Here is a 25,697-nt window from a genome sequence, read left to right as displayed (position 1 = left end):
TCACGCCCTGTCCGCGACGCGTTCGCCGAGCAGGCCTTGGGGCCGCACGAGGAGGACGACGATGAGGAGGACGAAGGCCCATACGTCCTTCCAGGCGCCGCCGCCGAAGAGTTCCATGCTGGGGATGTTGCCGATGTAGCCGACGGCGAGGGATTCGGCGAGGCCGAGGACGATGCCGCCGAGCATGGCTCCGTAGATGTTGCCGATGCCGCCGAGTACGGCGGCGGTGAAGGCTTTGAGGCCCATGATGAAGCCCATGCGGAAGCCGACTTGGCCGTTGTGGAGGCCGTAGCCGACGGCTGCGATGGCTGCGAACGCGGCGCCGATGGCGAAGGCCATGACGATGATGCGGTCGGTGTTGATGCCCATGAGTTTGGCGGTGTCGGGGTCTTGGGCGGTGGCTTGCATGCCGCGGCCGGTGCGGGTTTTGGTGACGTAGAACCCGAGGGCGATCATGCAGACGGGGGCGGCGATGAGGATGAAGAGGTCGCCGCGCTGGATGTTGGCGCCGAGGATGTGGAAGGGGGCTCCGTCGAACTGGGGGAAGGAGCGGTCCTTCTTGGCGTCGGGGTACCACTTCCATACGGCTTGCTGGAGGGCGAGGGAGAGGCCGATGGCGGTGATGAGGGGGGCGAGGCGGGGTGCGTTGCGCAGGGGCCGGTAGGCGAAGCGCTCGGCTGCGGTGGCGACGAGGACGGAGACGATGACTCCGCCGATGATCATGAGTGGGATGGCGGCGAGGAGTGAGAAGCCGGCCGGGAGGGCGAGGAAGACGGTGAGGGCCCCGAAGCCCCCGACCATGAATATCTCGCCGTGGGCGAAGTTGATGAGCTGGACAATGCCGTAGACCATCGTGTAGCCGATCGCGATCAGTCCGTACATCGCGCCGAGGATGAGTCCATTGGCCAGCTGTTGCGGCAGTTCGTGCACCGCGGGGCCTCCGTGAAGTGATCGGATATGGCACCGCGCGGGAGCGCTGGTGGCGCTCCCGCGCGGTCCTTTGAGTGCGTGTGGCGGGATGTCGCCGGGTTACGGCTTGTAGGCCTCGCTGAGCTCGGGCTTCCAGGCGCCGCTGGTGACCTTGTAGGCGGTCATCATGGTGTTGGTGGTGTCGCCGTATTCGTCGAAGGAGACGGGGCCGGTGACTCCGTCGAACTTGACCTTGCCGACGGCGTCGAGGACCTTGGCGCGCAGGTCGCTGCTGGGGACCTTGCCGTTGTTGGCGGCGACGACGTCCTTGACGGCCTGGATGATGGCCCAGGTGGCGTCGTAGGTGCCGCCCCCGTAGGCCTCGTAGGCGTCCTTGTATCCGGCGGTCTTGTAGTTCGCGATGAAGGTCTTGGCGGAGTCGAGCTGTTCGACGGGCTTGCCGACGGAGGTGGCGAGGTCGCCTTCGGCCTTCTTGTTGAGCTTGATGAAGTCGGCGCTGTAGATGCCGTCGCCGCCCATGAGCGGGATGTTGGTGCCGCTGTCCTTGAGCTGCTGGGACAGGGGGCCGGCGGCGGGGTATTCGCCGCCGTAGTAGAGGGCCTTGGCGCCGGTGCTCTTGACCTTGGCGACGATGGCGTTGAAGTCGCGGTCGTCGGGGTTGATGTGGTCGGAGCCGACGATCTTGCCGCCGAGTTTGGTGAAGGTGTCCTTGAAGGAGGCGGCGAGGCCGGCGCCGTAGGTCTTCTGGTCGTCGATGAGGTAGACCGAGTCGAGCTTGGCGTTGTTGAACAGGTACTTGGCGGCGAAGGCGCCCTGGACCTGGTCGGTGGTGGCGGTGCGGAAGAACGTCTTGTAGGGGCGCTTCTTGGTGCCGGTCTTCCAGCCGTCGCCCTGGGTCAGCTCGGTGCCCGTGTTGGCGGGGGATATCTGGGTGAGGCCGGCGTCGTTGAGCGGCTTCTGCATGGACTGCGAGACGCTGGAGTTCAGGGGGCCGACGACGCCGACGACGGTTTTGTCGCCGATGAACTTGGTGGCGTTCTGCTGGCCGACGGACGGCTGGGCCTGGTCGTCGAGCGGCTGGGTCGTGAACTTTACGCCGGGCACGAGGTTCTGCGTGTTGGCCGTCTGCGCGGCGAGGTCGGCGGAGTTCTTGATGCCGAGGCCGAGGGCGGACAGGTCGCCCGTGAGGGGTGCGTCGACGCCGATGACGACCGTCTGCTTCGTGCCGCTGCTGTCGCCGCCGCCCTTGTTGTCGCGCGACCCGCAGGCGGTGAGCGTGAGTGCGCCTGTGGTGAGCACTGTGGTGAGTATGAGCAAGGAACGGTGTCGCACGGTGGGTCCTTTCCCTGGCGCGGCCTCCTCGTGATGAGGTGCCGTGTCGTCGCCGGGCCGTACTGGGTGGTAGAGCCGTGCAGCAGTCGCACCCGGCGGCGCGGTGACTGGCCGTGACTCTAAGCCCGGCCGGGGAGGGTGGGGAGCGGCCGGGACAGGATGTGACTTTCTTGTTATGCCAAGGCCAAACCCTGCCGGTGCAGTGTGGACAATTTGTACATTTTGGTACGCTCGGATTTCTCGCATGATGAGAACGCCCAGTTCCGCTAAGGGGCTTGAGGGGATCATGCTGCTGACAGGCTGCTGGGCGTCCGGATGCCGGTCGGTGGCCGGGAGGGCGTCGGTCGGTGGCCGGTATCCGCCCTCGGCGGTCGGCGCGAATGTTACGGAGCGTCACGGCGATCCGGATGGGGTGGGGAGCTTCGTCTGCGCCCAAGGGTCCGTCGTCGGGGTGCCGTTGCGGTAGCGCTCGGCGCAACCGCGCTGCGCCTGCTGCTCGATGAGCCGGTCCCCGGCGGCCGCGCCGTGGGCGGCGCGCTCCTTGCGGGCGGCGGTCAGCGTGGCCAGCAGGATCTCGTTCTGCCCGTCGGACAGGCCCTTCTCCTGGTAGTCCAGACCGGAACCCTGCCCCGCGTCCAGCTCCTGCTTCGCCCAGTAGACGATCAGATGGGTGCAGAGGTCCTGGGGTGAAGTGGGCTGCGCGGAGGGCGAGTTGGGGGAGAGGGAGGGGTGTGCGGGGGCTTCGCTCGTGGTGGAGCAGCCGGTCAGGGCGGCCGATACGGCCAGTGCGGCCGATGCGGCGAGCGCGCCCGCCAGGATCAGCCGTTCCCGTGACTGTTTCCGTGCCCGTGACCGCACTTGGGTCCCCATGGAACGACGTTAGAACGCGGGGTGTGACATGACAATGGCCGGTGAGTCGTCAACTCACCGGCCAGGAAGCGGAGTTGGGCGATCCGGGATGCCCGCAGTGGGGCGGCCCGGGGCTCAGTCCTTGAGGCCCTCGGCCTCGCGCAGCAGGCAGGTCAGCCGGGCCGTGCAGACCCGCTTGTCCTGCTCGTCGGTGATGACGATCTCGTACGTCGCCGTCGAGCGCCCGCGGTGCACGGGGGTGGCCACCCCGGTGACCAGGCCGCTGCGCACCCCGCGGTGGTGGGTGCAGTTCAGGTCGACGCCGACCGCGATCTTGGTGAGGCCGCCGTGCAGCATCGAGCCGACCGAGCCGAGGGTCTCGGCGAGCACCGCGGAGGCGCCGCCGTGCAGCAGCCCGTACGGCTGGGTGTTTCCCTCGACGGGCATCGTGCCGACGACCCGGTCCGCGGAGGCCTCGATGATCTGCACGCCCATGCGGTTGCCGAGGTGCCCGGCGGAGAACAGGGCGGGCAGGTCGACACCGAGGGCCGCGTACTCGTCGATGACTTCCTGCGGGAACTTCACGCTGCTCTGCTCGCCCATGGGCTCCGGCTCCGTTCATCTGCGGTGACTGCGCTGTGGGCACCGTCATATCAGATGCCCTGAGCAAACGCTTAGGACCCAGCTCTCATGGCGGACCGCGGGCGCCCACCGCTCCCGGCCGTACCGGGGGCGCCCACTGTTCGCTGCCGTACCGCTCCGTGCGGCTACTCGGCGCGTCTTCCTCGGTTGCGGCTACTCCTGGGTGCGCTCGAAACGTACGACCACCGACTTGCTGGCCGGGGTGTTGCTGATGTCGGCCGTCGAGCCCAGCGGCACCAGGACGTTGGTCTCCGGGTAGTAGGCGGCGGCACAGCCGCGCGCGGTCGGGTAGTGGACGACGCGGAAGCCGGGGGCGCGGCGCTCCACGCCGTCCTTCCACTCGCTGACCAGATCCGTGTACGAGCCGTCGGCCAGGCCCAGTTCGCGTGCGTCCTCGGGGTTGACCATGACGATGCGGCGGCCGCCCTTGATGCCGCGGTAGCGGTCGTCCAGGCCGTAGATGGTGGTGTTGTACTGGTCGTGCGAACGCAGGGTCTGCAGCAGCAGCCGGCCCTCGGGCAGCGCCGGGAACTCGACGGGCGCGGCCGTGAAGTTGGCCTTGCCGGTGGCGGTGGGGAAGCGGCGCTCGTCGCGCGGGCCGTGCGGCAGCTGGAAGCCGCCGGGGTGGGCGACCTTCTTGTTGAAGTCCTCGAAGCCGGGCACGACGCGCGCGATGCGGTCGCGGATGGTGGCGTAGTCCTTCTCGAACTCGGCCCAGTCGACGGCGGACTTGGTGCCGAGGGTGGCCTGGGCCATGCGGACGACGATGGCCGGCTCGGACAGCAGCCGGGGGCCGGCGGGGGTGAGGTTGCCGCGCGATGCGTGCACCATCCCCATGGAGTCCTCGACGGTCACGAACTGCTTGCCGCTCTTCTGCACGTCCTTGTCGGTGCGCCCCAGGGTGGGCAGGATCAGGGCGCGGCGGCCGGTCACCGCGTGCGAGCGGTTGAGTTTGGTCGAGACGTGGACGGTGAGCGAGGCCTGTCGCATCGCGGCCTCGGTGACCTCGGTGTCGGGGGTGGCGCCCACGAAGTTGCCGCCCATGGCGAAGAACACCTTCGCCTTGCCGTCCCGCAGGGCTTCGATGGACCGCACGACGTCGTAGCCGTGGTGGCGGGGCGGGGCGAAGCCGAACTCCTTCTCCAGGGCGTCGAGGAACGCGGGCGCGGGCCGCTCGAAGATGCCCATGGTGCGGTCGCCCTGCACGTTGGAGTGTCCGCGCACCGGGCAGACTCCGGCGCCGGTGCGGCCGATGTTGCCGCGCAGCAGAAGGAAGTTGACGACCTCGCGGATGGTCGGCACGGCGTGCTTGTGCTGGGTCAGGCCCATCGCCCAGCACACGATGGTGCGCTTGGAGGCGAGCACCATGGCGAGGGCCCGCTCGATCTCGGTGCGGCTCAGACCGGTCGCGGCGAGCGTCTCGTCCCAGTCCGCTTCCTGTGCCGCGGCCTTGAACTCCTCGTATCCATGGGTGTGTTCGCGTACGAACAGCTCGTCGACGGCGCCTTCGGTTTCGAGGATCAGCTTGTTGAGGAGGCGGAAGAGGGCCTGGTCGCCGCCGATGCGGATCTGCAGGAACAGGTCGGTGAGGGCGGCGCCCTTGATCATGCCCTGCGGGGTCTGCGGGTTCTTGAACTTCTCAAGTCCCGCTTCCGGCAGCGGATTCACCGAGATGATCTTCGCTCCGGCGGCCTTCGCCTTCTCCAGGGCGGACAGCATCCGGGGGTGGTTGGTGCCCGGGTTCTGCCCGGCCACCACGATCAGGTCGGCCTGGTGGAGGTCCTCCAGGGAGACGCTGCCCTTGCCGATGCCGATCGTCTCGGTCAGTGCCGAACCGGACGACTCGTGGCACATGTTGGAGCAGTCCGGCAGGTTGTTGGTGCCGAACTCGCGGGCGAACAGCTGCAACAGGAAGGCGGCCTCGTTGCTGGTGCGGCCCGAGGTGTAGAAGAGGGCCTCGTCGGGGGAGCCGAGCGCGTTGAGCTCCTCCGCGATGATCTCGAAGGCGCGCTCCCAGCTGATGGCCTGGTACTTCTCGGCGCCCTCGGGCAGCGCGCCTCTTTCAAGCAGCATCGGCTGGGTGATGCGGCCCTGCTGGCCCAGCCAGTAACCGCTGCGGGTGGCGAGGTCGGCAAGGGGGTGCGCGGCGAAGAAGTCGGGGGTGACCCGGCGCAGGGTGGCCTCCTCGGCCACGGCCTTCGCCCCGTTCTCGCAGAACTCCGCCGTGTGCCGCTTGTCGCCCTCGGGCCAGGCGCAGCCCGGGCAGTCGAAGCCGTCCTTCTGGTTGACCTTCAGCAGGGTCTGCGCGGTGCGGCGCAGGCCCATCTGCTGCTGAGCCATGAGCAGGGTGTGGCCGATGGCGGGGAGGCCGGCGGCGGCATGCTTCGGCGCGGCGACCTGCGGCGCGTCCTGGACCGGATCACCTGCGGGCGGCTTGCTGACCATGGCGCTGCTCCCCTTCGAGCGAACACTTCGGGCGACTACGTTGATCGAACACTGCGAGCGGGCACGTCGTGTCCGCACGTCGTGCGGTCATCTCGTGCGAGCACCTCGTGCGGACACGAGATGTGTACGTATCCGATCCTGTCACGCGGCACTGACAGCCGCGTCGGACAGGTCGGACAGGGTCGGCCGGGTCCGGGACTGGCCAGGATTGTCAGTGGGGCGTGGCAGGATCGGGGCATGGCTGAGACAGCATCGAAGAAGACCCCGGACAACCGACCGCGCCTGCTCCTCATGGACGGGCACTCCCTGGCGTACCGGGCGTTCTTCGCGCTGCCCGCGGAGAACTTCACGACGGCGGCGGGTCAGCCGACCAACGCCGTCTACGGCTTTATGTCGATGCTCGCGAACACCCTGCGTGACGAGGCGCCCACGCACTTCGCGGTGGCGTTCGACGTGTCGCGCAAGACGTGGCGCTCCACGGAGTTCCCCGAGTACAAGGCGAACCGGTCGAAGACCCCGGACGAGTTCAAGGGCCAGGTTGAGCTGATCGGCGAGCTGCTCGACGCGATGCACGCCGACCGGTTCGCGACCGACGGCTTCGAGGCCGACGACATCATCGCCACCCTCGCCACCCAGGCCGAGGCGGCGGGCTTCGAAGTCCTCATCGTCACCGGCGACCGGGACTCCTTCCAGCTGGTCTCCGAGCACGTCACCGTCCTCTATCCGACGAGGGGCGTCTCCGAGCTGACCCGCTTCACGCCGGAGAAGGTCGAGGAGAAGTACGGCCTCACCCCGCAGCAGTACCCGGACTTCGCGGCGCTGCGCGGCGACCCGTCGGACAACCTGCCGGGCATCCCCGGTGTCGGTGAGAAGACCGCCGCGAAGTGGATCAACCAGTTCGGTTCGTTCGCGGAGCTCGTCGAGCGCGCCGAGGAGGTCAAGGGCAAGGCGGGGCAGAACTTCCGGGACCACCTGGACGCGGTGAAGCTCAACCGCCGCCTGACCGAGATGGTCAAGGACGTCGAGCTGCCCAAGGGCCCGGCCGACCTCGCGCGTGCCCCGTACGACAGGGCCGCGGTGACCGGCGTCCTCGACGTCCTGGAGATCCGCAACCCGTCGCTGCGCGAGCGGCTGCTCGCCGTCGACCCGGGCGCGGGCGAGGAGGAGGCGTCGGCGCCGGCCGCCGGGGTGGAGCTGGACGGCGCGGTCCTGACCGCCGGTGAGCTGGCCCCCTGGCTGGCCGAGCACGGCGGGCAGCCGCTGGGCGTGGCCACCGTCGACACCTGGGCGCTGGGCACCGGCAGTGTCACCGAGATCGCGCTGGCCGCGGCTGCCGGTGCCGCGGCCTGGTTCGACCCGGCCCAGCTCGACCCCGCCGATGAGCAGGCCTTCGCCGCCTGGATCGCGGACGCCGCGCAGCCCAAGGTCATGCACAACGCGAAGGCCGCGATGCGGGTCTTCCCGGAGCACGGCTGGAGCATCGCGGGTGTCACGATGGACACCGCGCTCGCCGCCTACCTCGTCAAGCCGGGCCGCCGCTCCTTCGCGCTCGACGCGCTGTCCGTCGAGTACCTGGGCCGCGAGCTGGCACCGGCCGCCGCCGACGGGCAGCTCGCCTTCGGCGCGGACGACGAGGCGGAGGCCGACGCGCTGATGGCCCAGGCGCGAGCCGTCCTCGATCTGGGCGGCGCGTTCACGGAGCGGTTGCAGGAGGTCGGCGCGGCGGACCTGCTGCACGACGTCGAACTGCCCACCTCCCTTCTCCTCGCCCGTATGGAGCGGTCCGGCATCGCGGCCGACCGGGCCCATCTCGACGCGATGGAGCAGCAGTTCGCGGGTGCGGTGCAGCAGGCCGTGAAGGAGGCGCACGCCTCGGTGGGCCACGAGTTCAACCTGGGCTCGCCCAAGCAGCTCCAGGAAGTCCTCTTCGGTGAACTGGCCCTGCCCAAGACGAAGAAGACCAAGACCGGCTACACCACGGACGCTGACGCGCTGGCGTGGCTGGCCGCCCAGACCGAGCACGAGCTGCCGGTCATCATGCTGCGCCACCGCGAGCAGGCGAAGCTGAGGGTCACCGTCGAGGGCCTGATCAAGACGATCGCCGCGGACGGCCGCATCCACACCACGTTCAACCAGACGGTCGCGGCGACGGGCCGCCTCTCCTCGACCGACCCCAACCTGCAGAACATCCCGGTCCGTACGGACGAGGGCCGCGCGATCCGGCGGGGCTTCGTGGTGGGTGCGGGCTACGAGTCGCTGCTCACCGCGGACTACAGCCAGATCGAACTGCGCGTGATGGCCCACCTGTCCGAGGACGAGGGCCTCATCCAGGCGTTCGCCTCCGGCGAGGACCTGCACACCACGGTCGCCTCGCAGGTCTTCGGCGTGGCCAAGTCGAAGGTCGACCCGGAGATGCGGCGCAAGATCAAGGCGATGTCGTACGGCCTCGCGTACGGTCTGTCGGCCTTCGGTCTCTCGCAGCAGCTGAACATCGAGGCGGGGGAGGCGCGTGGCCTGATGGACACGTTCTTCGAGCGCTTCGGCGGAGTGCGGGACTATCTGCAGCGGGTGGTGGAGGAAGCGCGCGCGACGGGCTACACGGAGACGATGCTGGGCCGGCGCCGCTATCTGCCCGACCTCAACAGCGACAACCGCCAGCGCCGCGAGATGGCCGAGCGGATGGCGCTCAACGCGCCGATCCAGGGCACGGCGGCGGACATCGTGAAGGTGGCGATGCTGAACGTGGACCGCGCCCTGACCGAAGCGGGCCTCGGCTCGCGCCTCCTCCTTCAGGTCCACGACGAAATCGTCCTGGAAATCGCGCCGGGCGAACGCGAGCGGGTGGAGGAACTGGTCCGCCGAGAGATGGCCGGAGCGGTGGAACTCCGCGCCCCGCTGGACGTGTCGGTGGGCGCGGGCAACGACTGGGAGTCGGCGGCGCACTGACAAGGATGGGCGGCGGAGCCTCGCTGGGGGCTCCGCCCGCGGATTCACCGCCCCCGCCAACGGCATGATTGTCCGGGGCGGTTCGCGGGACCCGGCCGGGACCGGGTTGGCCGCGGCGGGGGTCCGGCGCGGCTCGCCCCGGCCGAGCTGGCCTGACTCCCTCGGCGAGAACCAGCCAATCAGGGGCCGGATCCCGGCCCGCTGTCAGGTGCGGCCCGCGAGCGCCCGTGAACGCCAGGACGCCCTCGGTAGCAGCGCGACCAGCGGTTCCCGCAGCGGCAGCCACGGCGCGACGAGGGCGTACGCGGTCAGGACGTCCACGGTGACGACGCCGAGCGCGGAGTGCGTGACCCGGCCGAACCCGGCCGAACCCGGCCGAACGGCATGCGGCCCTCGTCGATCGGTGGACGTCAACTGCCAGGTGACAGACAGAATTTACCCGCCAGCGATCAACAACGTTCGATATCCGGAACGGGTTCGCCAACGATCAACAGGCAACGCACAGGTGGCGAATCAGTGAAAACCGGTCAGACCGCGGTGTCATAGCGCCGTCGGTTGCCGTAGTGTCACCTGAGTTCTCGCGCTGGGGAGCGCGGACAGCCGAGTACGGGGAGGGACTTGACGTATGGCACCGCACATGGGCCGACGACTGCGCAAGGGAGCGGGCACCACGGCGGTGGCCGCGGTGGCGGTGGCGGCGCTTTCCGCATCGCAGGCGCCGGGGATCGTGCACGCGAGCAGCCCGGGCGACCAGTCGGCCTCGGACGCGACGCCGACGCCCACCCCCAGCAACCCGGCCTCCGGCAACTCCCCGTACTACACGGACCTTCCGCCGCTCGTGTCGCCGACACCGCCGAATCCGACGGCGTCGGCGACCAACCCCGTCGGCGGTGACCAGCAGGGCATACCCGCGACCGTCCTCGACGCGTACAAGAGGGCGGAGGCGGCGCTCGCGACGGACCGGCCCGGCTGCCACCTTCCCTGGCAGCTCCTCGGGGCCATCGGCAAGGTCGAATCGGGGCACGCCAACGGCGGCCGCGTGGACGCCAACGGCACCACCCTCACCCCGATCCTCGGCCCGGTGCTCAACGGCGCCGGGTTCGCCAACATCCCCGACACCGACAACGGCAAGTACGACGGCGACAAGGTGCACGACCGGGCGGTCGGGCCGATGCAGTTCATCCCGTCGACCTGGGCGACCTCGGGCAAGGACGGCAACGGCGACGGCATCAAGGACCCCAACAACGTCTACGACGCGGCGCTCGCCGCAGGGTTCTACCTCTGCGCGGACGGTCGCGACCTCGCGGTGAAGGCCGATCTGGACAAGGCGATCCTGAGCTACAACCAGTCGCAGGAGTACCTGACCACGGTCATGACGTGGTTCGACTTCTACCGGCGCGGCGGCTACCAGGTCCCCGACGGCACGGGTTCGCTGCCCGGCCGCCGCAGCGACCAGTCCGCCGGCACGCCGCCGGTCACACCGAAGGCGCCGCCGAGCACGAAGCCGACCCCCAAGCCGACCCCGACCCCGCCTGCCCCGCCGGTGAAGTCGCCGGTGCCGCCCGCCAAGCCGGGTGGCGGCGGCACCCCGAACCCGACGCCCGTACCGCGGCCGACGACGTTCGAGGACGCGGGCACCAAGGAGCTGACGGCCTTCGCGGGCGGCGCGTTCGGCGGGCAGCCGACCGCGCGGGTGAAGGACGCGTCCGGCAAGGCGATGGCGAAGGTGCCGGTGAAGTTCGAGATCGTCGGCGACACCGACACCCGTTTCACCGGCGGGGCCACCACCGTGACCGTCGCCACCTCCGCGGACGGCACGGCCGCCGCGCCGGCGCTGACGGCGGGCGAGAAGACCGGCACGTTCACCGTGCGGGCCACCGTCGTTGACGCGACCCTGTCCGCCGTGGAGTGGAAGGCGACGGTCGTCGCCCGGCAGGCCGACAAGCTGGCCCGCAGCGACACCAAGGAGCTGACGGCCGCGCCGAACGGCGAGTTCGCGAACCAGGTGTGCGTCAAGGCGACCTTCAAGGGCGCGGCCGCCTCCGGTGTCGCGGCCTCCGCGGCCATGATCGTGACGCCGGCGGCCGGTGCCGACCCGAAGGCCGAGCCCAAGGTCAACGACAAGGGCCCGTACTTCAAGGACGCCAAGGGCAACCCGGTCCGCGAGCTCAAGGACCTCAAGACGGACGCGAACGGAGAGCTGGTCCTGCCGAAGATGTACGCCGACGGCCAGACCGGTACGTTCCTGCTCCGCCTCACCACCGACGGCGGCGCCACGCTCACCGTCCAGCTCAAGGTGGCCACCGCCCTCAAGGTGGCCACCGCCTCCTAGGCCCGCCTGGTCCCCGTTTTTCCCAGCAGCCCCTCCGCCGCCCGTCGGCAGAGGGGCTGTTCGACGTGTTCTCATCTTGGCCGGGCGTTGCTACGGTGCCCCCTCCTGACGACCCATCAGCTCCACGGAGGCCGAGCATGCGCGCCCTCATAGCCGCCGCGATCGGGCTGGCCGCCGCCCTCGCCATCGTCCTGACCGTCTCGGCCATCGGCGCCCCCGCGGGCAAGACCTCGCCCAAGCCGCTGCTCACCACGGTGCCGAGCGCCCCCGGGAAGATCACCCAGACCAAGTAGAGGGAGAGCAGGTCCATGCGACGCAAAGCCAGTCTCGTCCTGCTCGCCCTTGCCGTGTTCTTCGGCGCCCTGTCGCCGCTGCTGCGCTGGTACGCCTTTCCCCGGCTGGCGAAGATCCCGCCCAGCCAGTACCAGGAGGCCGTCCTCGAAGCGAAGGACGCCACCCTCATCGACTACGGCACCATGCAGTCCAAGCAGGTCCCCAAGGTCACCGTCGTCCAGACGCTCAAGGGCAATGTGGAAGCGGCCAGAGAGATCGAGAAGAGCGCCGGCAAGGACGTCGTCGTCTGGGACACCCTCTCCTACATCCAGGGCCCCGACGGCAAGATGGTCTCCCAGATCCCCGAGCGCTACATCTTCGACGCGCACAGCCAGGCACCCGTCCACGCCACCGGCGAGATGGTCGACGGAGACCCGGTGCAGCGCAAGGGCATCGAGTTCAAGTGGCCGTTCCTGACCGAGAAGCGGGACTACGAGTACTTCGACTTCCAGGCCCGCGCCTCCGCGCCCATCCACTACCAGGGCACCCAGAAGTTCCACGGCCTCGACGTCTACTACTTCGAGCAGACCATCCCGTGGACCAAGGTGCCCTACCCCAAGAAGATGCCGCTGCCCGGCGTCGACTCCAGCACCCTGGAGAAGACCACCGGCACCACCCTCTGGTACACCACCCAGCGGAGGTTCTGGATCGACCCGGTGACCGGCGCTCCGGTCAACGGCGAGGAGATCAACCACGAGGAGCTGCGGGGCGGCACCCTGCTCGGGGGCCGGGACAAGGTCACCGTCTTCGCGGGGGACGTCAAGATGCGTGACGACTACGTCAACTACACCGTCGACCTGGTCAAGAAGAACCGCACCCTGGTCCTCCTGCTCACCTCCTACCTTCCCTGGGGCTTCCTCGGTCTCGGTATCGCTCTGCTCTCCCTCTCCCTGTGGCTGGAAGCGCGCAGCCGCCACCCCAGCGACCCGCCCCCTGTCGTGACGGAGCGGCTCGAACCCGTCATTGCCTGATCCGCGCCTTCGTGAACCGCGTCGCCTCCGCCGCCGTCGGATCCTCCGGCCACGGGTGTTTCGGGTAGCGGCCGCGCAGCTCGGCGCGGACCGCGCGGTAGCCGTCGCGCCAGAAGTTCGCCAGGTCGGCGGTGACGGCGGCGGGCCGCCCCGCCGGGGAGAGCAGATGCACCAGCACCGGCACACCGGCCACCTCGGGCGTGCCGTCCAGACCGAACATCTCCTGCAACTTCACTGCGAGGACCGGCTGTTCACCCCCGTACTCCACCCGGATCCGCGATCCGCTGGGCACCTCGATGCGCTCCGGGGCCAGCTCGTCGAGCCGGGCCGCCTCCCCGGTCGCCCACGGCAGCAGCCGGTTCAGTGCTTGCCCCGCTTCCATCCGCCCGAGGTCGGCCCGGCGCCGGGCCCGTGAGAGCTCGGGCTCCAGCCACTGATCGGCCCGGCCGAGGAGTGCGGCGTCGGAGACATCGGGCCAGGGCTCCCCGAGCACCCGGTGCAGAAACGCGAGCCGTTCCCGCAGACCCTGCGCCTCACGGGTCCAGCGCAGCAGACCGAGCCCGTCACGCCCCAGACCGTCGAGCAGTGCCGCGCGGACGAGGGCGGGGCCGGGGTTCTTCAGCGGGCGTACGGATATGTCGACCGCGCCGAGCCGGGCCGCCCGGCGGGCCACGACATCGCCGTCCTCCCAGTGCACCTCCTCGCTCTCCGTCAGCAGATGCCCGGCGGCGAGCCGGGCGGTCGGCTCGTCGATGACGGCGGCGAGGCGCACCCGCGCGGAGGCTGCTTGCACGGGCCGGTCCGCGACGGCCACCGCCAGCCAGCCCGCACTGCGCAGCCCGGAACCCTGCGCCACCTCGGCCCCGGTGCCGGACACCATCAGGAAGGAGCCGCCGCCGCGGGCCCGCGCCACCCGTTCGGGGAACGCCAGCGCCGCGATGAGCCCGGCGGCGGCCTCGGCGGACCCTTGCCCGGGGTGCTTCCCGGCGAATGCGGCGAGGCGGCGCACCTCCTGCAACCAGCGTGCGGCGTAAGCGTCCCCGCCCCGGCGCGCGGTGCGCCAAGCCGCCGCCAGGTCGTCCCCGTACTCCCGGGGTGGCTCCTCGCTCAGCAGCGCCACGACTTCGGCGGCGCGCTGCCCGCCGACCTCGGCCGCACCGTCGAGGAGGGCTCGGGCGAGCCGCGGGTGCAGGCCGAGCCGGGCCATCCGGGCGCCGCGGTCGGTGGCCCGGCCGCGCTCGTCCACCGCGCCGATCGCCGCCAGGACGGAACGAGCGGCGGCCATCGCGCCCGCCGGCGGCGCGTCGAGAAGGGCGAGGCCCTCCGCCGACGGGTCGCCCCAGCAGGCGGCCTGCAACGCGAAGGCGGCCAGGTCGGCGACCCGGATCTCGGGGGCCGGGAAGCGCGTCAGGCGCAGGTGCTCGGCCTCGGTCCAGCAGCGGTAGACCGCGCCCGGGGCTTCGCGCCCGGCCCGGCCGGCGCGCTGGCGGGCCGCCGCCCGCGAGGCCCGTACCGTCGTCAGCGCGCCGAGGCCCCGGGCGTGGTCCACGCGAGGCTCGCGGGCCAGACCGCAGTCCACGACCACGCGCACCCCGGGCACGGTCAGTGAGGACTCGGCGACCGAGGTGGCGAGCACCACCCGCCGCCCGTCGGATCCGGCAAGCACCGCGTCCTGTACGGAGGCGGCGGCCCGCCCGTGCACCTGGAGCACCTCGATGCCGGGCAGCTCGCCCAACTGCCGTGCCACGCGGGCGATTTCGCCCACCCCGGGCAGGAAGCAGAGCACATCCCCGTCCCGCTCGGCCAGCGCCCGCCGTACCGTCGAGGCCACGTGGGTGAGCAGGGCCGGATCCACCCGCATGCCGTGCGGCGGTCGCACCGGCTGTGCGGGCGGCGCCCACACCACCTCCACCGGGTGCGCGACCCCGGCCGCCTCGACCACGGGCGCGTCCCCCAGCAGCCGGGCCCAGCCCTCGGCGTCCGTCGTCGCGGACGCCGCAACCAGGCGGAGTTCCGGCCGCAGCGCTGCCCGGACGTCGAGGAGGAAGGCGGCCACCGTGTCCGCGTCGAGGTGGCGCTCGTGGCACTCGTCGAGGACGACGACGTCGACTCCGCTCAACTCCTGATCGCGCTGCAGGCGTTGGAGGAGCACGCCGGTGGTGACGACCTCGACAACCGTGCCCGGCCCCACCGACCGCTCGCCGCGCACGGTGAAGCCGACCCGCTGACCGGTCCGCTCGCCGAGCAGCCACGCCATCCGGCGAGCGGCCGCGCGGGCCGCTATCCGGCGCGGCTCGGCGACCACGACCCGGCGCACCGGGCCGCCCCCGATGAGCCCGGCGAGCACGAGGGGCACCAGCGTGGTCTTGCCGGTGCCGGGCGGCGCGCACAGCACGGCCGTCCCGTGCCCGTCGAGCGCGGCGAGCAGCTCGGGCACGGCGTCGCGTACCGGGAGGACGTCGAGTGCGTCGGTTCGGATCATGTGTTCAGTGTCGTACGTCCCGCCGGTCGGCGTGACGCTCTGTCCACAAGGGTGGTGGGCTTGTATGACTAATGGGGCTGTGTGGCAGCGGAATGGCTGCCGCCGCACGGCGCGCCGAACGTCCAGAGCCTAGTAACCGACCGTGAAGTGCCTGTCTTCGCGCGGGCTCTCGAGTTCGTCGACGACGGCCAGGGCGAGGTCTTCGGCTGAGATGCGGGACGTGCCGTCGGCGCTGGTGATGAGCGTGATGGTGCCGCGCCGGTACGTTCCGGTGCGGCGTCCGGGTTCGAGGACGGCGGGCGGGCTGAGATAGACCCGGTCGGCCGCGTGTGCCCGGCAGGCGTCCAGTTGCGCGGCGCTGGCGACGGCGACGGCGCGCCACTCCTGCGGCATGTACTCCGGGCTGTCGACAACGCGCCGGCCGGGGCGCCCCGGGATCTGCAGGGGACCTGGCGCCGCCGACAACGAGGATGCGCGTCCGGGCCGTCGCGGCCGCGTCGCGTACGTCATCTGGAGCCGCTTCGGCCGCACGCCGGCGGCGACCGCATTCCTCGCCGTTCTCGGCATCACGGGACAAGACCGACCCGACTCGTGAAGCGCCTCGGAACCCTCCGCCGCGAGCGGGCAGCCCCGCCACAAGGGATGCGGCACAGCGACCGGCCCCGGGCAACGCCTGCCCAGGGGCCGGTCGGGAGTGCGCCCCCGTCAGTCCCGTACGCACACGAAGACGGCGGTACCGGGGATCAGATTGCCCCGCAGCGGGGACCAGCCGCCCCACTCCTGGGTGTTCCAGGCCGGCCACTCCGGCTCGACCAGGTCCTCCAGGCGGAAGCCGCCCGCGACCACGTCCCGCACCCGGTCGCCCAGCGTGCGGTGGTGCTCCACATAGACCGCTCTGCCGCTCTCGTCCTGCTCGACGTACGGCGTACGGTCGAAATAGGAGGCGGCGACGGACAGGCCTTCGGGGCCCGGTTCGTCGGGGAACGCCCAGCGGATGGGGTGGGTGACCGAGAAGACCCAGCGGCCGCCGGGGCGCAGCACCCGCCGCACCTCGCGGAAGACCTTCACCGGGTCCGCCACGAAGGGGACCGCGCCGTACGCCGAGCAGGCCAGGTCGAAACTGCCCTCCCCGAAGGGGAGCGCGCCCGCGTCCGCCTCGATCAGCGGGAACGTGCCGCCGTCGATGCGCAGCGCGTGCTGAAGCTGGCGGTGCGAGAGGTCCAGGGCCACCGGGCGGGCGCCCTGGGCGGCCAGCCAGCGTGAGCACTGGGCCGCGCCCGCGCCGATCTCCAGGACGTCGAGCCCCTTGAGGGACTCGGTCGGGCCCAGGAGGCGGGCGTCCGCCTCGTCCAGGCCCTCGGGTCCCCAGACGAACCGGTCGTCCCCCAGGAACGCTCCGTGATCGGTCTGGTACTCGTCGGCGTTCCGGTCCCACCAGCCGCGGCTCGCCCGACTGCTCTCCGTGTCGCCGGCGGCACGCCGGGTCGCCGCGGGCTCGGATTCGGGCCCGTTCCCGGACTCGTACGCTTGGATCTCTTGGCTCATCGTGTCCGTCGTTGTAGTTTGCGCGGAACGCGACCTCGTGTTCCTGAAAGAGGTCTGCGGGGCCCATCGTGGCCTCGGGGAACCTTAATTGTGCCGGGATTGCGGGGATCCGCCCCGGGTGTGCGCCTTCGCGCATTGACCGTGTCCGGCTGCCCCCGTATGCTACAAGTTGCGCTGCGAGCCTGCGCACCTCAGACGTAGCAGGCGCGCTTCCATCTGTTGTATGTCCCCTCGGTTGTCGAGGCGCCATCCGGACCGACCCGGACAGGCGCTTCCCAGGCTGTCCGGCTTCTGCAGAGGCGATACGGGCTCTCGGCGTGGCAGTACCTACGACTTTCTGTCCGTAACCGGAGCCCTTTCCCACATGACGAGCAGCACCGAGACCACCGCCACCACCCCGCAGGTTGCGGTCAACGACATCGGTAACGAGGAAGCCTTCCTCGCCGCGATCGACGAGACGATCAAGTACTTCAACGACGGCGACATCGTCGACGGCGTCATCGTGAAGGTCGACCGGGACGAGGTCCTGCTCGACATCGGTTACAAGACCGAAGGTGTCATCCCGAGCCGCGAGCTCTCGATCAAGCACGACGTCGACCCGAACGAGGTCGTCAAGGTCGGCGACGAGATCGAGGCCCTGGTTCTCCAGAAGGAGGACAAGGAAGGCCGCCTGATCCTCTCGAAGAAGCGCGCTCAGTACGAGCGTGCCTGGGGCACCATCGAGAAGATCAAGGAAGAGGACGGCATCGTCACCGGCACCGTCATCGAGGTTGTCAAGGGTGGTCTCATCCTCGACATCGGCCTCCGTGGCTTCCTGCCGGCTTCTCTCGTCGAGATGCGCCGCGTCCGCGACCTCCAGCCCTACGTGGGCAAGGAGCTCGAGGCGAAGATCATCGAGCTGGACAAGAACCGCAACAACGTGGTCCTGTCCCGCCGTGCCTGGCTCGAGCAGACCCAGTCCGAGGTTCGCCAGACGTTCCTCACCACCCTGCAGAAGGGTCAGGTCCGCTCCGGCGTCGTCTCCTCGATCGTCAACTTCGGTGCCTTCGTGGACCTGGGTGGCGTCGACGGACTCGTCCACGTCTCCGAGCTGTCCTGGAAGCACATCGACCACCCGTCCGAGGTTGTCGAGGTCGGCCAGGAAGTCACCGTCGAGGTCCTCGACGTCGACATGGACCGCGAGCGTGTCTCCCTGTCGCTGAAGGCGACGCAGGAGGACCCGTGGCAGCAGTTCGCCCGTACGCACCAGATCGGGCAGGTTGTTCCCGGTAAGGTCACGAAGCTCGTTCCGTTCGGTGCGTTCGTGCGCGTCGACGAGGGCATCGAGGGTCTGGTCCACATCTCCGAGCTGGCCGAGCGCCACGTGGAGATCCCGGAGCAGGTCGTCCAGGTCAACGACGAGATCTTCGTCAAGGTCATCGACATCGACCTCGAGCGTCGCCGGATCTCGCTGTCCCTGAAGCAGGCCAACGAGTCCTTCGGTGCCGACCCGGCCTCGGTCGAGTTCGACCCGACCCTGTACGGCATGGCCGCGTCCTACGACGACCAGGGCAACTACATCTACCCCGAGGGCTTCGACCCCGAGACCAACGACTGGCTCGAGGGCTACGAGACCCAGCGCGAGGCGTGGGAGGGTCAGTACGCCGAGGCGCAGTCGCGCTTCGAGCAGCACCAGGCCCAGGTCATCAAGTCCCGCGAGGCCGACGAGGCCGCTGCTGCCGAGGGTGCTGCCGCCCCGGCCGGCGCCCCGGCGGGCGTCTCCGGCGGTTCGTACTCCTCGGAGTCGGACGACAACTCCGGCGCCCTGGCGTCGGACGAGGCGCTGGCTGCCCTGCGCGAGAAGCTGGCGGGCGGCCAGAGCTGACGCTCTGACCCCAGCTGGTAGATAGCTGAAAGTAAGGCCCGCTCCCCATGGGGAGCGGGCCTTACTTCATTTCCCCCGCCAAGTGCCGCACCCCTCTTGGGGGGTGACGCCGTTGCGGCGTACCCGCACTTGGCCGCTCCCGTCGGGTGGGCGTCGGCGGCCTTCGCCAACTCGGCTCCCCGGCACGGAGGTTGGCCGATGCGGCGCCCGGACCGCCTTCCGCGCGGGAGGCACTGGACAGTTCGCCGCCGCGAAGTCGTCCGCACGTGGCGAGGCTTTCGGGGAAAGCGGCGCGGACGGGAATGCCCGCGTCCCTGCGGTCGTTCTTCCTGGTGAACACGAGGAGGAGTGGTAATCGTGCTTGATCCGCAGGATTTGTACGAATGGGAGCCGAAGGGCCTCGCCGTCGTCGACATGGCGCTCGCGCAGGAGTCGGCCGGCCTGGTCATGCTCTACCACTTCGACGGCTACATCGACGCGGGTGAGACCGGCGAGCAGGTCGTCGAGAAGCTGCTGGACACGCTGCCCCACCAGGTGGTGGCCCGCTTCGACCACGACCGTCTGGTCGACTACCGCGCCCGCCGCCCGCTGCTGACCTTCAAGCGGGACCGCTGGACGGAGTTCGAGGTCCCCGCGCTGGAGATCCGCCTGGTCCAGGACGCCACAGGCGCGCCCTTCCTGCTGATGTCCGGCCCCGAACCGGACGTCGAGTGGGAGCGCTTCGCGCTCGCCGTCCGCCAGATCGTCGAGCGCCTCGGCGTGCGCCTCTCCGTCAACTTCCACGGCATCCCGATGGGCGTCCCGCACACCCGCCCCGTCGGCATCACACCGCACGGCAACCGCACGGACCTGATGCCCGGCCACCGTTCGCCGTTCGACGAGGCGCAGGTGCCCGGCAGTGCCGAGTCGCTGATCGAGTACCGCCTGATGGAGTCCGGCCACGACGTCCTGGGCGTCGCCGCGCACGTCCCGCACTACGTGGCGCGCTCGTCCTACCCGGATGCGGCACTGACCGCCCTGGAGGCGGTCACGGCGGCAACGGGCCTGGTCCTGCCGAGCGTTGCGCACGGCCTCCGTACGGAGGCGCAGCGCACGCAGACCGAGATCGAGCGGCAGATCGGCGAGGGCGACGAAGATCTGGTCAGCCTGGTCCAGGGCCTGGAGCACCAGTACGACGCGGTGGCCGGCGCCGAATCCCGCGGCAATCTCGTCGCCGAACCGGCGGACCTGCCATCGGCGGAGGAACTGGGCCGCGAGTTCGAACGCTTCCTCGCGGAGCGGGAGGGCGACGCGTAGGGGCGGCCGCCCAGGGGGGCGCACCGGCCAGGCCGGGTTTACGGGCATCCCCTTAAGGGGGTGCCCGGTGGTTCATGGCCGGGGTCGCGGCGTCCAGCACGGCACCCCCTAGGCTTCCGCTCATGCTGAAGGTGGGCCTGACCGGCGGTATCGGCGCCGGCAAGAGCGAAGTTTCACGGCTTTTCGTCTCGTACGGAGCCGTGCTGATCGACGCGGACAGGATCGCGCGCGAGGTCGTCGAGCCCGGGACTCCGGGCCTGGCGGCGGTGGTCGAGGCGTTCGGCCCCGGCGTCCTGTCGCCAGACGGCACGCTGGACCGCCCCAAGCTGGGCGGCATCGTCTTCTCCGACCCCGGCAAGCTCGCGATCCTCAACAAGATCGTGCACCCGCTGGTCGGGGCGCGGTCCGCGGCGCTGGAATCGGCCGCGGGTCCCGACTCGGTCGTCATCCACGACGTACCCCTGCTGGCGGAGAACGGCCTGGCGCCGCTGTACGACCTGGTGGTGGTCGTGGACGCGGCCCCTGAAACCCAGCTCGCCCGGCTCGTGCGCCTGCGCGGCATGACCCCCGACGAAGCCCGGTCCCGCATGGCCGCCCAGGCCGACCGCCCCCGGCGGCTGGCCGTGGCCGACGTCGTCATCGACAACGACGGCCCCTTGGAGGCGCTGGAGCCGCAGGTGCGGAAGGTGTGGGAGGGGCTGGTGGAACGGGCGGGGCGGTAGGTCCGCGAGCGCCCCAGAGCCGCGCCGGGGTGCGCGAGCGGCGCGGCTCTGGGGCGCGAGAAGCTGGCCCATAGGTGGCCCAGTGCATAGGCGGACCCGGCACATGCGTGGGCACATACGCGGCCCCGGCGCACTGCGGGCCGCACCGGTCTTGGGGGCGTGAACCCGGCATCCACGTGAACCGGCGCGTACACGAACCGTACGGATTCCTCTGCACGCCGGGTTTCCGCAACTTGGGCCGCCGTCCTGACCCGGTGCGGATTACGATCCGACTGTGCTCTTCATACTGGCGGGTTTCACAGTGCTCGGCGGACTCGTGGCGGTGCTCGCCGGGGCGTACGGGCTGCGGGAGACCCGGCGCGTGGAGGCGGCGGGCGCGCTCACGTGGGCGCTGGTGAAGCCGGCGCCGCAGGGCTCGGGGCGCCCCCTCCTGCAGTACGAGACGGCTGACGGCCGCGTCCTCGAACTCCCTTCGCCGGTCCCTCCCAACCGCCGGGAGCCGCTTCCGCCGGGCGCCAGCGTCCGCCTGTCCTACGACCCGGCGGACCCGCGCACCGTCGTCCTCCTCGGCCGCGAACGCACCGCCCTGGACCGGGCGTTCATGGTGGCGGGAGCCGCCATCGTGCTGCTGGGGCTGACCTTGGCGACGGCCGCGCTCTGAGTCACGCCGTCCCGGGGGCGACCGCGTTCGTACGCGTACGGAATACACGAGCTGGGCATGGCGTTGACAACGCGCAGCGAGGGAAAGGACATGCACGTGGCGGAGAGCACCCCTGAGACGCACGTCATCGACTACCGCGCGGCCGAACAGCTCCTGGCCGCCCGGGACCCGCGCGGCGCCGTCAAACTTCTTGACTCGGTCATCGCCGCCCATCCCGAGAACACCGCGGCCCGCCTGCTGCGCGCCCGCGCCTTCTTCGCCTCGGCCCAACTCCGTTCCGCTGAGCTGGAGTTCCAGCTGGTCCTGGAGCGCGAACCGGACAACGCCTTCGCCCACTTCGCCCTGGCCCGCACCTACGAACGCGAGTCCCGTCCCGCGCAGGCAAAACGCCACTTCCGCCTCGCGGCAGCCCTGGACCCGAAGCCGGAGTACCTCGCGGCGGCGCGGTTCGAGGGGGAGTAGCGGGGGCGGGGGGTGGCGGCCGTCGGTTTGCGGGGCCGTCGGCGCCGGAGTTCGTACGGGATCGTCGTTCGCCCAGGCATCGTGCGCCCCTGCTTCGCTCTCGCGAGTGGCTGCCACGCTGTGTGCCGGCGGCTGTCGGCCGAGCAACGGGCGCAGCGGCTGGAGGCGGCTCGGGTCGCGCGGCGAGAGCCGTAGGGGCTCCGTCCGGCGCGTGGCGAGCTCTGGGCGGCGTCACGGCCAGCGCGTGCTTGGCGGCTCGTACGGCGGGATGTCGCGGCCGGGCTGATAGTGCGGACCCTGCCGGATGTGGCGGATGATCATGATCAGGTCGACGACGATCACCACGGTCAGCACCGCGCACGCCGCGGTCCAGCCCGGCCGACCTTCCAGAGCGAAGCCCGCCGTGCCGCCGAGGGCCCAGATCAGGCCCCAGATGCTCAGCCACAGCCGCATCCGCAGGGGGCTGCGGGCGGTGATCGGTTCGTTACCGGTGCGCAGCATGATGATCGCCTCTAAGAGGGGTTTACCCGCTGCGGCGAGTGTGAAAGCGGGAGAGGGGAGCGGATCCCTGGGGCCCGGCGCGTGGGGCGCGAGGCGGAGGGAGCGGATTCCTGAGGCCGGGCGCGTGGGCGCGCCCGGAATTGCCCGGGTGTACCGGGAGCGGGATGGCTAGGGTGACGCGCATGCTGCTCGTCGACGACCTCCCCGAGACACTGCTCGACCTCGCCGTCCCGCACGAGGACATCAACGAACTGACCGCGCTGGCCGCCCGGTTCACCGCCGAACCCGAGCTCGTCGAGCTGCTGGAACGATCGGCGCGGGTCCTTGTGCAGGACATCGGGACCATCGGACTCCGCCCCGAACCAACCGCGCTGCCCGCCGGGTTGGGGGAACTGGAGCGCTGGTTCCCCGTGTACGTCGCCATCGCGGCGCTGCCGCACATCAGGGCGTACCACCGTCGGCGAAGCATCCCCGAGGACATCGCCCGCCGTACGCTCGCCGACCTCGGCCGGCACATCGCGGTGCACCGCAGGCGGCGCGGAAACGGCGGGCTCGCCGCGCCCGGCTGGCTGCGGCTGCACTTCCGCGGGGAGATCTACCAGCTCGGCCGGCTCCAGTTCCAGCGCTCGCGGCTCGGGGAGCCCACGAGCCGGGCCATCCGGGCCGCCGGCCTGGAAGCGGACCCCGGCGACACCTGCCTGAGTCTTCATATCCCTGACTTCCAGGGCCCGTTGACGCCGCGCGCCTGCGCCGACGCCATCGCCGAGGCCAAGGAGTTCTTCGCGCGCCATTACCCCGAGGAGCGGTACCAGCTGGGCGTCTGCCACTCCTGGCTGCTCGACCCGCAGTTGCGCGACTACCTCCCCGAGCGCTCCAACATCCTGCGATTTCAAGGTTTGTTCCGTAGCGCATACAAAGACGACGAGCCGATCGACCGCGACCTGGTCGGCTTCGTGTTCGGCGACCCGGAACTCCCCGTGGCGCAGCTTCCGCAGCGCACCCGGGTGGAGCAGGCCGTCGCCCGACATCTGCTGGACGGTGGCCACTGGTACGCAGGCCATGGATGGCTTGAGCTCTAGCGGTGAGCGCCGGGGACTCCGGCGAGCAGTGGGGGCCCGCTTGTCCGCCCGGTATGGTCCGGCACGCCTCAGTGCACAAAGGTGTAGCTGCGCCAAGGCGCGGCCTTCGGTGCCACGTTGTCGGCGAACTTGCTGCCGATGTACGTCGTCACCTTGCCGGTGCAGTCCGGCGTCGGGTACATGACCATGTCGACCAGGGTGTTGTTGTTGACGTATGTCGCGCCGGTCGGCGGGAGCCGGTGGCAGCCCCGCACCTTCGGGCTGGTCAGCGTGACGGCCTGCGCCGTGCCGGTCGAGTAGGAGACGGTGCCGACCGCCGTCCGGTCGAGCTCCGAGCAGGCCGCGGTGGCGAGGGCGAACAGCACGGTCCCGGCGACGATCGCCGTGCGACGGCGGCGCGAAGCCGGGGTGCGGGGCTGGGACGCGGGCACGGACATGATCGGTCCTCGTCTGTACGGCATGGCTGCGGCGGTCAGTGTCGCCAGCCTGCCCCCTGTCCGTGGTTCCGGCATCCGGTGTGCGGCGTCGATAGCCCGCCCGGGCGACCGGGCCGCGCAGCCCGCACTTCCCCGTCGTCACGGCGCTGCTGCTGGGGCTGCCGGGCGGGGGCGGTGTAGCGAGCGCCGCCGGGCCGCCGGGGATCCCTCTTACCTGTCGCTGGAGGCGAGCTACGGCGCGAGAACCGTGACCAACGGCTGGGAGAAGGTCGAACGCCGGCCTTTACGCACGGGCCGGCGGCAGGGTACGAGAGATAGCGGTGCCCGGAACCGGGCACGCGGTTCATGTCGAACGTCCCCGAGGAGTTCGGCGCGGCACTGCTCGAAACCCTGTCGGAAGGCGCACGAACCTGATGGAACCCATCCGTACGACCCGCCAGGGCGCTGTGCGAGGACGGCTCGTCGCCGACGACGTGGCCGCCTTCCTCGGCATCCCGTTCGCCGCGCCCCCCTTCGGGGAGGCACGCTTTCGCGCACCGTCGCCGGCCGCCTCCTGGGACGGCGTCCGCGACGCGCTCTCCTATGGAGCGAGCGTCCTCAGAGCCCCGTACGCGCCGCCCTTCGACACCCTCATGCCGGACGACGGCCCCCAGGGTGAGGACTGCCTCAACCTCAACATCTGGACACCCCACCCGGCCCCCGGCAGCGGACTCCCCGTGATGGTGTGGATCCACGGCGGGTCCTTCTCCAACGGCTCGGGATCGGCGTCCGCGTACGACGGAAGCGCCTTCGCCCGCGACGGTGTGGTGTACGTGAGCATCAACTACCGGCTCGGCACCGACGGCTTCCTGCGGCTGCCCGACCGGCCCGACAACCGGGGGCTGCTCGACCAGATCGCCGCCCTTGAATGGGTCCGCGACAACATCGAGTCCTTCGGCGGCGACCCCGGCCGGGTGACCGTCTTCGGCGAGTCCGCGGGTGCCATGAGCATCGGCGCGCTGCTGTCACTGCCCGGCACGCGCGGACTGTTCCGGCGTGCCATCCTGCAGAGCGGCGCCGCCCACCACTTCCTGCGGCCCGCCTCGGCCGAACTGATCACGGCCAGGCTCGCCGAGAAGCTCGGCATCGGGGCGACGGCGGAGGAGTTCGCCGCCGTACCCCTCGAAGAGCTGCTGCCCGCGCAGGCACAGCTGCGGGGCGAGATCGGCGCCCGCCCGGATCCGGCACTGTGGGGCGAGGCGGCGCTCAACATGATGCCGTTCGAACCCGTCCTCGACGAGCTGCCGCTGCCCGCGCCCGACTGCGCAGTGGAGCTTCTGGCCGGCAGCAACCGCGAGGAGTACCGCCTCTTCCTGGTGCCGACCGAACGCATCGACGTACTGCCGCAGCCCAGGCTCCGGCTGGCGACGACGGCGTACGGACTCGACCCCGACAAGGCGCTGCCCGTGTACGCGGAGCGCCGGCCGGGCGCCGTGCCCGGTGAGCTGTTCGACGCGGTCACGACCGACTGGTTCTTCCGGATCCCGGCCATCCGGATCGCCGAGTCGGTGCCCGGCTCGTACATGTACGAGTTCGCCCGCCGCTCCCCGGCCCACGGCGGCAGACTCGGCGCCTGCCACGCCTCCGAGCTGGCCTTCGTCTTCGACCGGCTCGGTGATCCGCAGTACGCCCCGATCCTCGGCGAGCGGCCTCCGCAGGCGCTCGCGGACGCGATGCACGGGGCCTGGGTGTCCTTCGCGAAGACCGGCGATCCGGGCTGGGCTGCGTACGACCGCGAGACGCGGACGACCAAGGTCTTCGATATCGCGCCGACCGTCGAGAGCGACCCCCGCGGCGAGGAACGTGCCTTGTGGGAGGGGGTGCGCTGA

The 25,697-nt window shown here is 70.7% G+C and carries 20 protein-coding genes and 2 pseudogenes; 11 read left to right on the top strand and 11 right to left on the bottom strand.

The window, feature by feature from the left end:
- From ACIBK6_RS07570 to ACIBK6_RS07550, 5 genes are all read right to left on the bottom strand, one after another.
- Complete coding sequence (locus tag ACIBK6_RS07570; RefSeq protein ID WP_399049635.1) at positions 1-930, bottom strand: branched-chain amino acid ABC transporter permease; 930 nt, start codon at positions 928-930, stop codon at positions 1-3.
- A gap of 99 nt (positions 931-1,029) precedes the next feature.
- Positions 1,030-2,247, bottom strand: a complete 1,218-nt coding sequence (locus ACIBK6_RS07565; RefSeq protein ID WP_399050162.1) for a branched-chain amino acid ABC transporter substrate-binding protein — start codon at positions 2,245-2,247, stop codon at positions 1,030-1,032.
- A gap of 408 nt (positions 2,248-2,655) precedes the next feature.
- Entirely contained in the window at positions 2,656-3,132 is a 477-nt protein-coding gene (locus ACIBK6_RS07560; RefSeq protein ID WP_399049633.1) for a hypothetical protein, read from the bottom strand.
- A 114-nt stretch (positions 3,133-3,246) separates the two neighbouring features.
- Complete coding sequence (locus ACIBK6_RS07555) at positions 3,247-3,714, bottom strand: PaaI family thioesterase (protein ID WP_399049632.1); 468 nt, start codon at positions 3,712-3,714, stop codon at positions 3,247-3,249.
- A gap of 192 nt (positions 3,715-3,906) precedes the next feature.
- Positions 3,907-6,198 (bottom strand): FdhF/YdeP family oxidoreductase, encoded by a 2,292-nt coding sequence (locus ACIBK6_RS07550; RefSeq protein WP_399049631.1) that lies wholly within the window; start codon positions 6,196-6,198, stop codon positions 3,907-3,909.
- 237 nt (positions 6,199-6,435) lie between these two features.
- Here ACIBK6_RS07550 and polA point away from each other — a divergent pair, with 237 nt between their 5' ends.
- Entirely contained in the window at positions 6,436-9,144 is a 2,709-nt protein-coding gene (polA, locus tag ACIBK6_RS07545; RefSeq protein WP_399049630.1) for a DNA polymerase I, read from the top strand.
- Between the two features lie 240 nt (positions 9,145-9,384).
- Here polA and ACIBK6_RS07540 read toward each other — a convergent pair.
- Positions 9,385-9,519, bottom strand: a pseudogene (locus ACIBK6_RS07540) (DUF4184 domain-containing protein); the annotation flags it as partial.
- A 250-nt stretch (positions 9,520-9,769) separates the two neighbouring features.
- Here ACIBK6_RS07540 and ACIBK6_RS07535 point away from each other — a divergent pair.
- The 3 genes from ACIBK6_RS07535 (at position 9,770) to ACIBK6_RS07525 (ending at position 12,780) form a co-directional block, all read left to right on the top strand.
- Positions 9,770-11,476 (top strand): lytic transglycosylase, encoded by a 1,707-nt coding sequence (locus tag ACIBK6_RS07535; protein ID WP_399049628.1) that lies wholly within the window; start codon positions 9,770-9,772, stop codon positions 11,474-11,476.
- Between the two features lie 137 nt (positions 11,477-11,613).
- Complete coding sequence (locus tag ACIBK6_RS07530; RefSeq protein ID WP_399049626.1) at positions 11,614-11,769, top strand: SPW_0924 family protein; 156 nt, start codon at positions 11,614-11,616, stop codon at positions 11,767-11,769.
- A 15-nt stretch (positions 11,770-11,784) separates the two neighbouring features.
- Positions 11,785-12,780, top strand: coding sequence for a DUF3068 domain-containing protein (locus ACIBK6_RS07525; protein ID WP_399049625.1), 996 nt, complete (start codon positions 11,785-11,787; stop codon positions 12,778-12,780).
- On the opposite strand, the gene hrpB is transcribed toward ACIBK6_RS07525, so the two are convergent.
- From hrpB to ACIBK6_RS07510, 3 genes and pseudogenes are all read right to left on the bottom strand, one after another.
- Entirely contained in the window at positions 12,770-15,262 is a 2,493-nt protein-coding gene (gene hrpB, locus ACIBK6_RS07520; RefSeq protein ID WP_399049623.1) for an ATP-dependent helicase HrpB, read from the bottom strand. The genes ACIBK6_RS07525 and hrpB overlap by 11 nt on opposite strands.
- A gap of 129 nt (positions 15,263-15,391) precedes the next feature.
- A pseudogene (locus ACIBK6_RS07515) lies at positions 15,392-15,764 on the bottom strand (NAD(P)-dependent oxidoreductase); the annotation flags it as partial.
- A 203-nt stretch (positions 15,765-15,967) separates the two neighbouring features.
- Positions 15,968-16,807, bottom strand: coding sequence for a class I SAM-dependent methyltransferase (locus tag ACIBK6_RS07510; RefSeq protein WP_399049621.1), 840 nt, complete (start codon positions 16,805-16,807; stop codon positions 15,968-15,970).
- Positions 16,808-17,171: 364 nt separating this feature from the next.
- Here ACIBK6_RS07510 and rpsA point away from each other — a divergent pair, with 364 nt between their 5' ends.
- From rpsA to ACIBK6_RS07485, 5 genes are all read left to right on the top strand, one after another.
- Positions 17,172-18,671, top strand: a complete 1,500-nt coding sequence (gene rpsA / locus ACIBK6_RS07505) for a 30S ribosomal protein S1 (protein WP_100574468.1) — start codon at positions 17,172-17,174, stop codon at positions 18,669-18,671.
- Positions 18,672-19,028: 357 nt separating this feature from the next.
- A complete protein-coding gene (locus ACIBK6_RS07500) occupies positions 19,029-19,967 on the top strand; it encodes a PAC2 family protein (protein WP_399049619.1) in 939 nt (312 codons plus the stop codon).
- A gap of 122 nt (positions 19,968-20,089) precedes the next feature.
- Complete coding sequence (gene coaE, locus ACIBK6_RS07495; protein ID WP_399049617.1) at positions 20,090-20,689, top strand: dephospho-CoA kinase; 600 nt, start codon at positions 20,090-20,092, stop codon at positions 20,687-20,689.
- A gap of 274 nt (positions 20,690-20,963) precedes the next feature.
- Positions 20,964-21,350, top strand: a complete 387-nt coding sequence (locus ACIBK6_RS07490; RefSeq protein WP_399049615.1) for a DUF3592 domain-containing protein — start codon at positions 20,964-20,966, stop codon at positions 21,348-21,350.
- 57 nt (positions 21,351-21,407) lie between these two features.
- Positions 21,408-21,812 carry a tetratricopeptide repeat protein gene (locus tag ACIBK6_RS07485; protein ID WP_399049614.1) on the top strand — a complete coding sequence of 135 codons (405 nt, stop codon included), beginning with the start codon at positions 21,408-21,410 and terminating at the stop codon, positions 21,810-21,812.
- A 231-nt stretch (positions 21,813-22,043) separates the two neighbouring features.
- Here the strand turns inward: ACIBK6_RS07485 and ACIBK6_RS07480 are convergent, their stop codons facing one another.
- Positions 22,044-22,313, bottom strand: coding sequence for a DUF6343 family protein (locus ACIBK6_RS07480; RefSeq protein WP_399049613.1), 270 nt, complete (start codon positions 22,311-22,313; stop codon positions 22,044-22,046).
- A gap of 182 nt (positions 22,314-22,495) precedes the next feature.
- Between ACIBK6_RS07480 and ACIBK6_RS07475 the strand changes: the two genes are divergently transcribed.
- Positions 22,496-23,392, top strand: coding sequence for an acyltransferase domain-containing protein (locus tag ACIBK6_RS07475; RefSeq protein WP_399049611.1), 897 nt, complete (start codon positions 22,496-22,498; stop codon positions 23,390-23,392).
- Between the two features lie 68 nt (positions 23,393-23,460).
- On the opposite strand, the gene ACIBK6_RS07470 is transcribed toward ACIBK6_RS07475, so the two are convergent.
- Entirely contained in the window at positions 23,461-23,829 is a 369-nt protein-coding gene (locus ACIBK6_RS07470) for a hypothetical protein (RefSeq protein WP_399049610.1), read from the bottom strand.
- 413 nt (positions 23,830-24,242) lie between these two features.
- Here ACIBK6_RS07470 and ACIBK6_RS07465 point away from each other — a divergent pair, with 413 nt between their 5' ends.
- A complete protein-coding gene (locus ACIBK6_RS07465; protein WP_399049608.1) occupies positions 24,243-25,697 on the top strand; it encodes a carboxylesterase/lipase family protein in 1,455 nt (484 codons plus the stop codon).

Source organism: Streptomyces sp. NPDC050485 (assembly GCF_044458185.1).
Lineage (GTDB): Bacteria > Actinomycetota > Actinomycetes > Streptomycetales > Streptomycetaceae > Streptomyces.
Note: the sequence above shows the minus strand (reverse complement) of the source record. Positions and strands in the feature narration are given on the sequence as shown.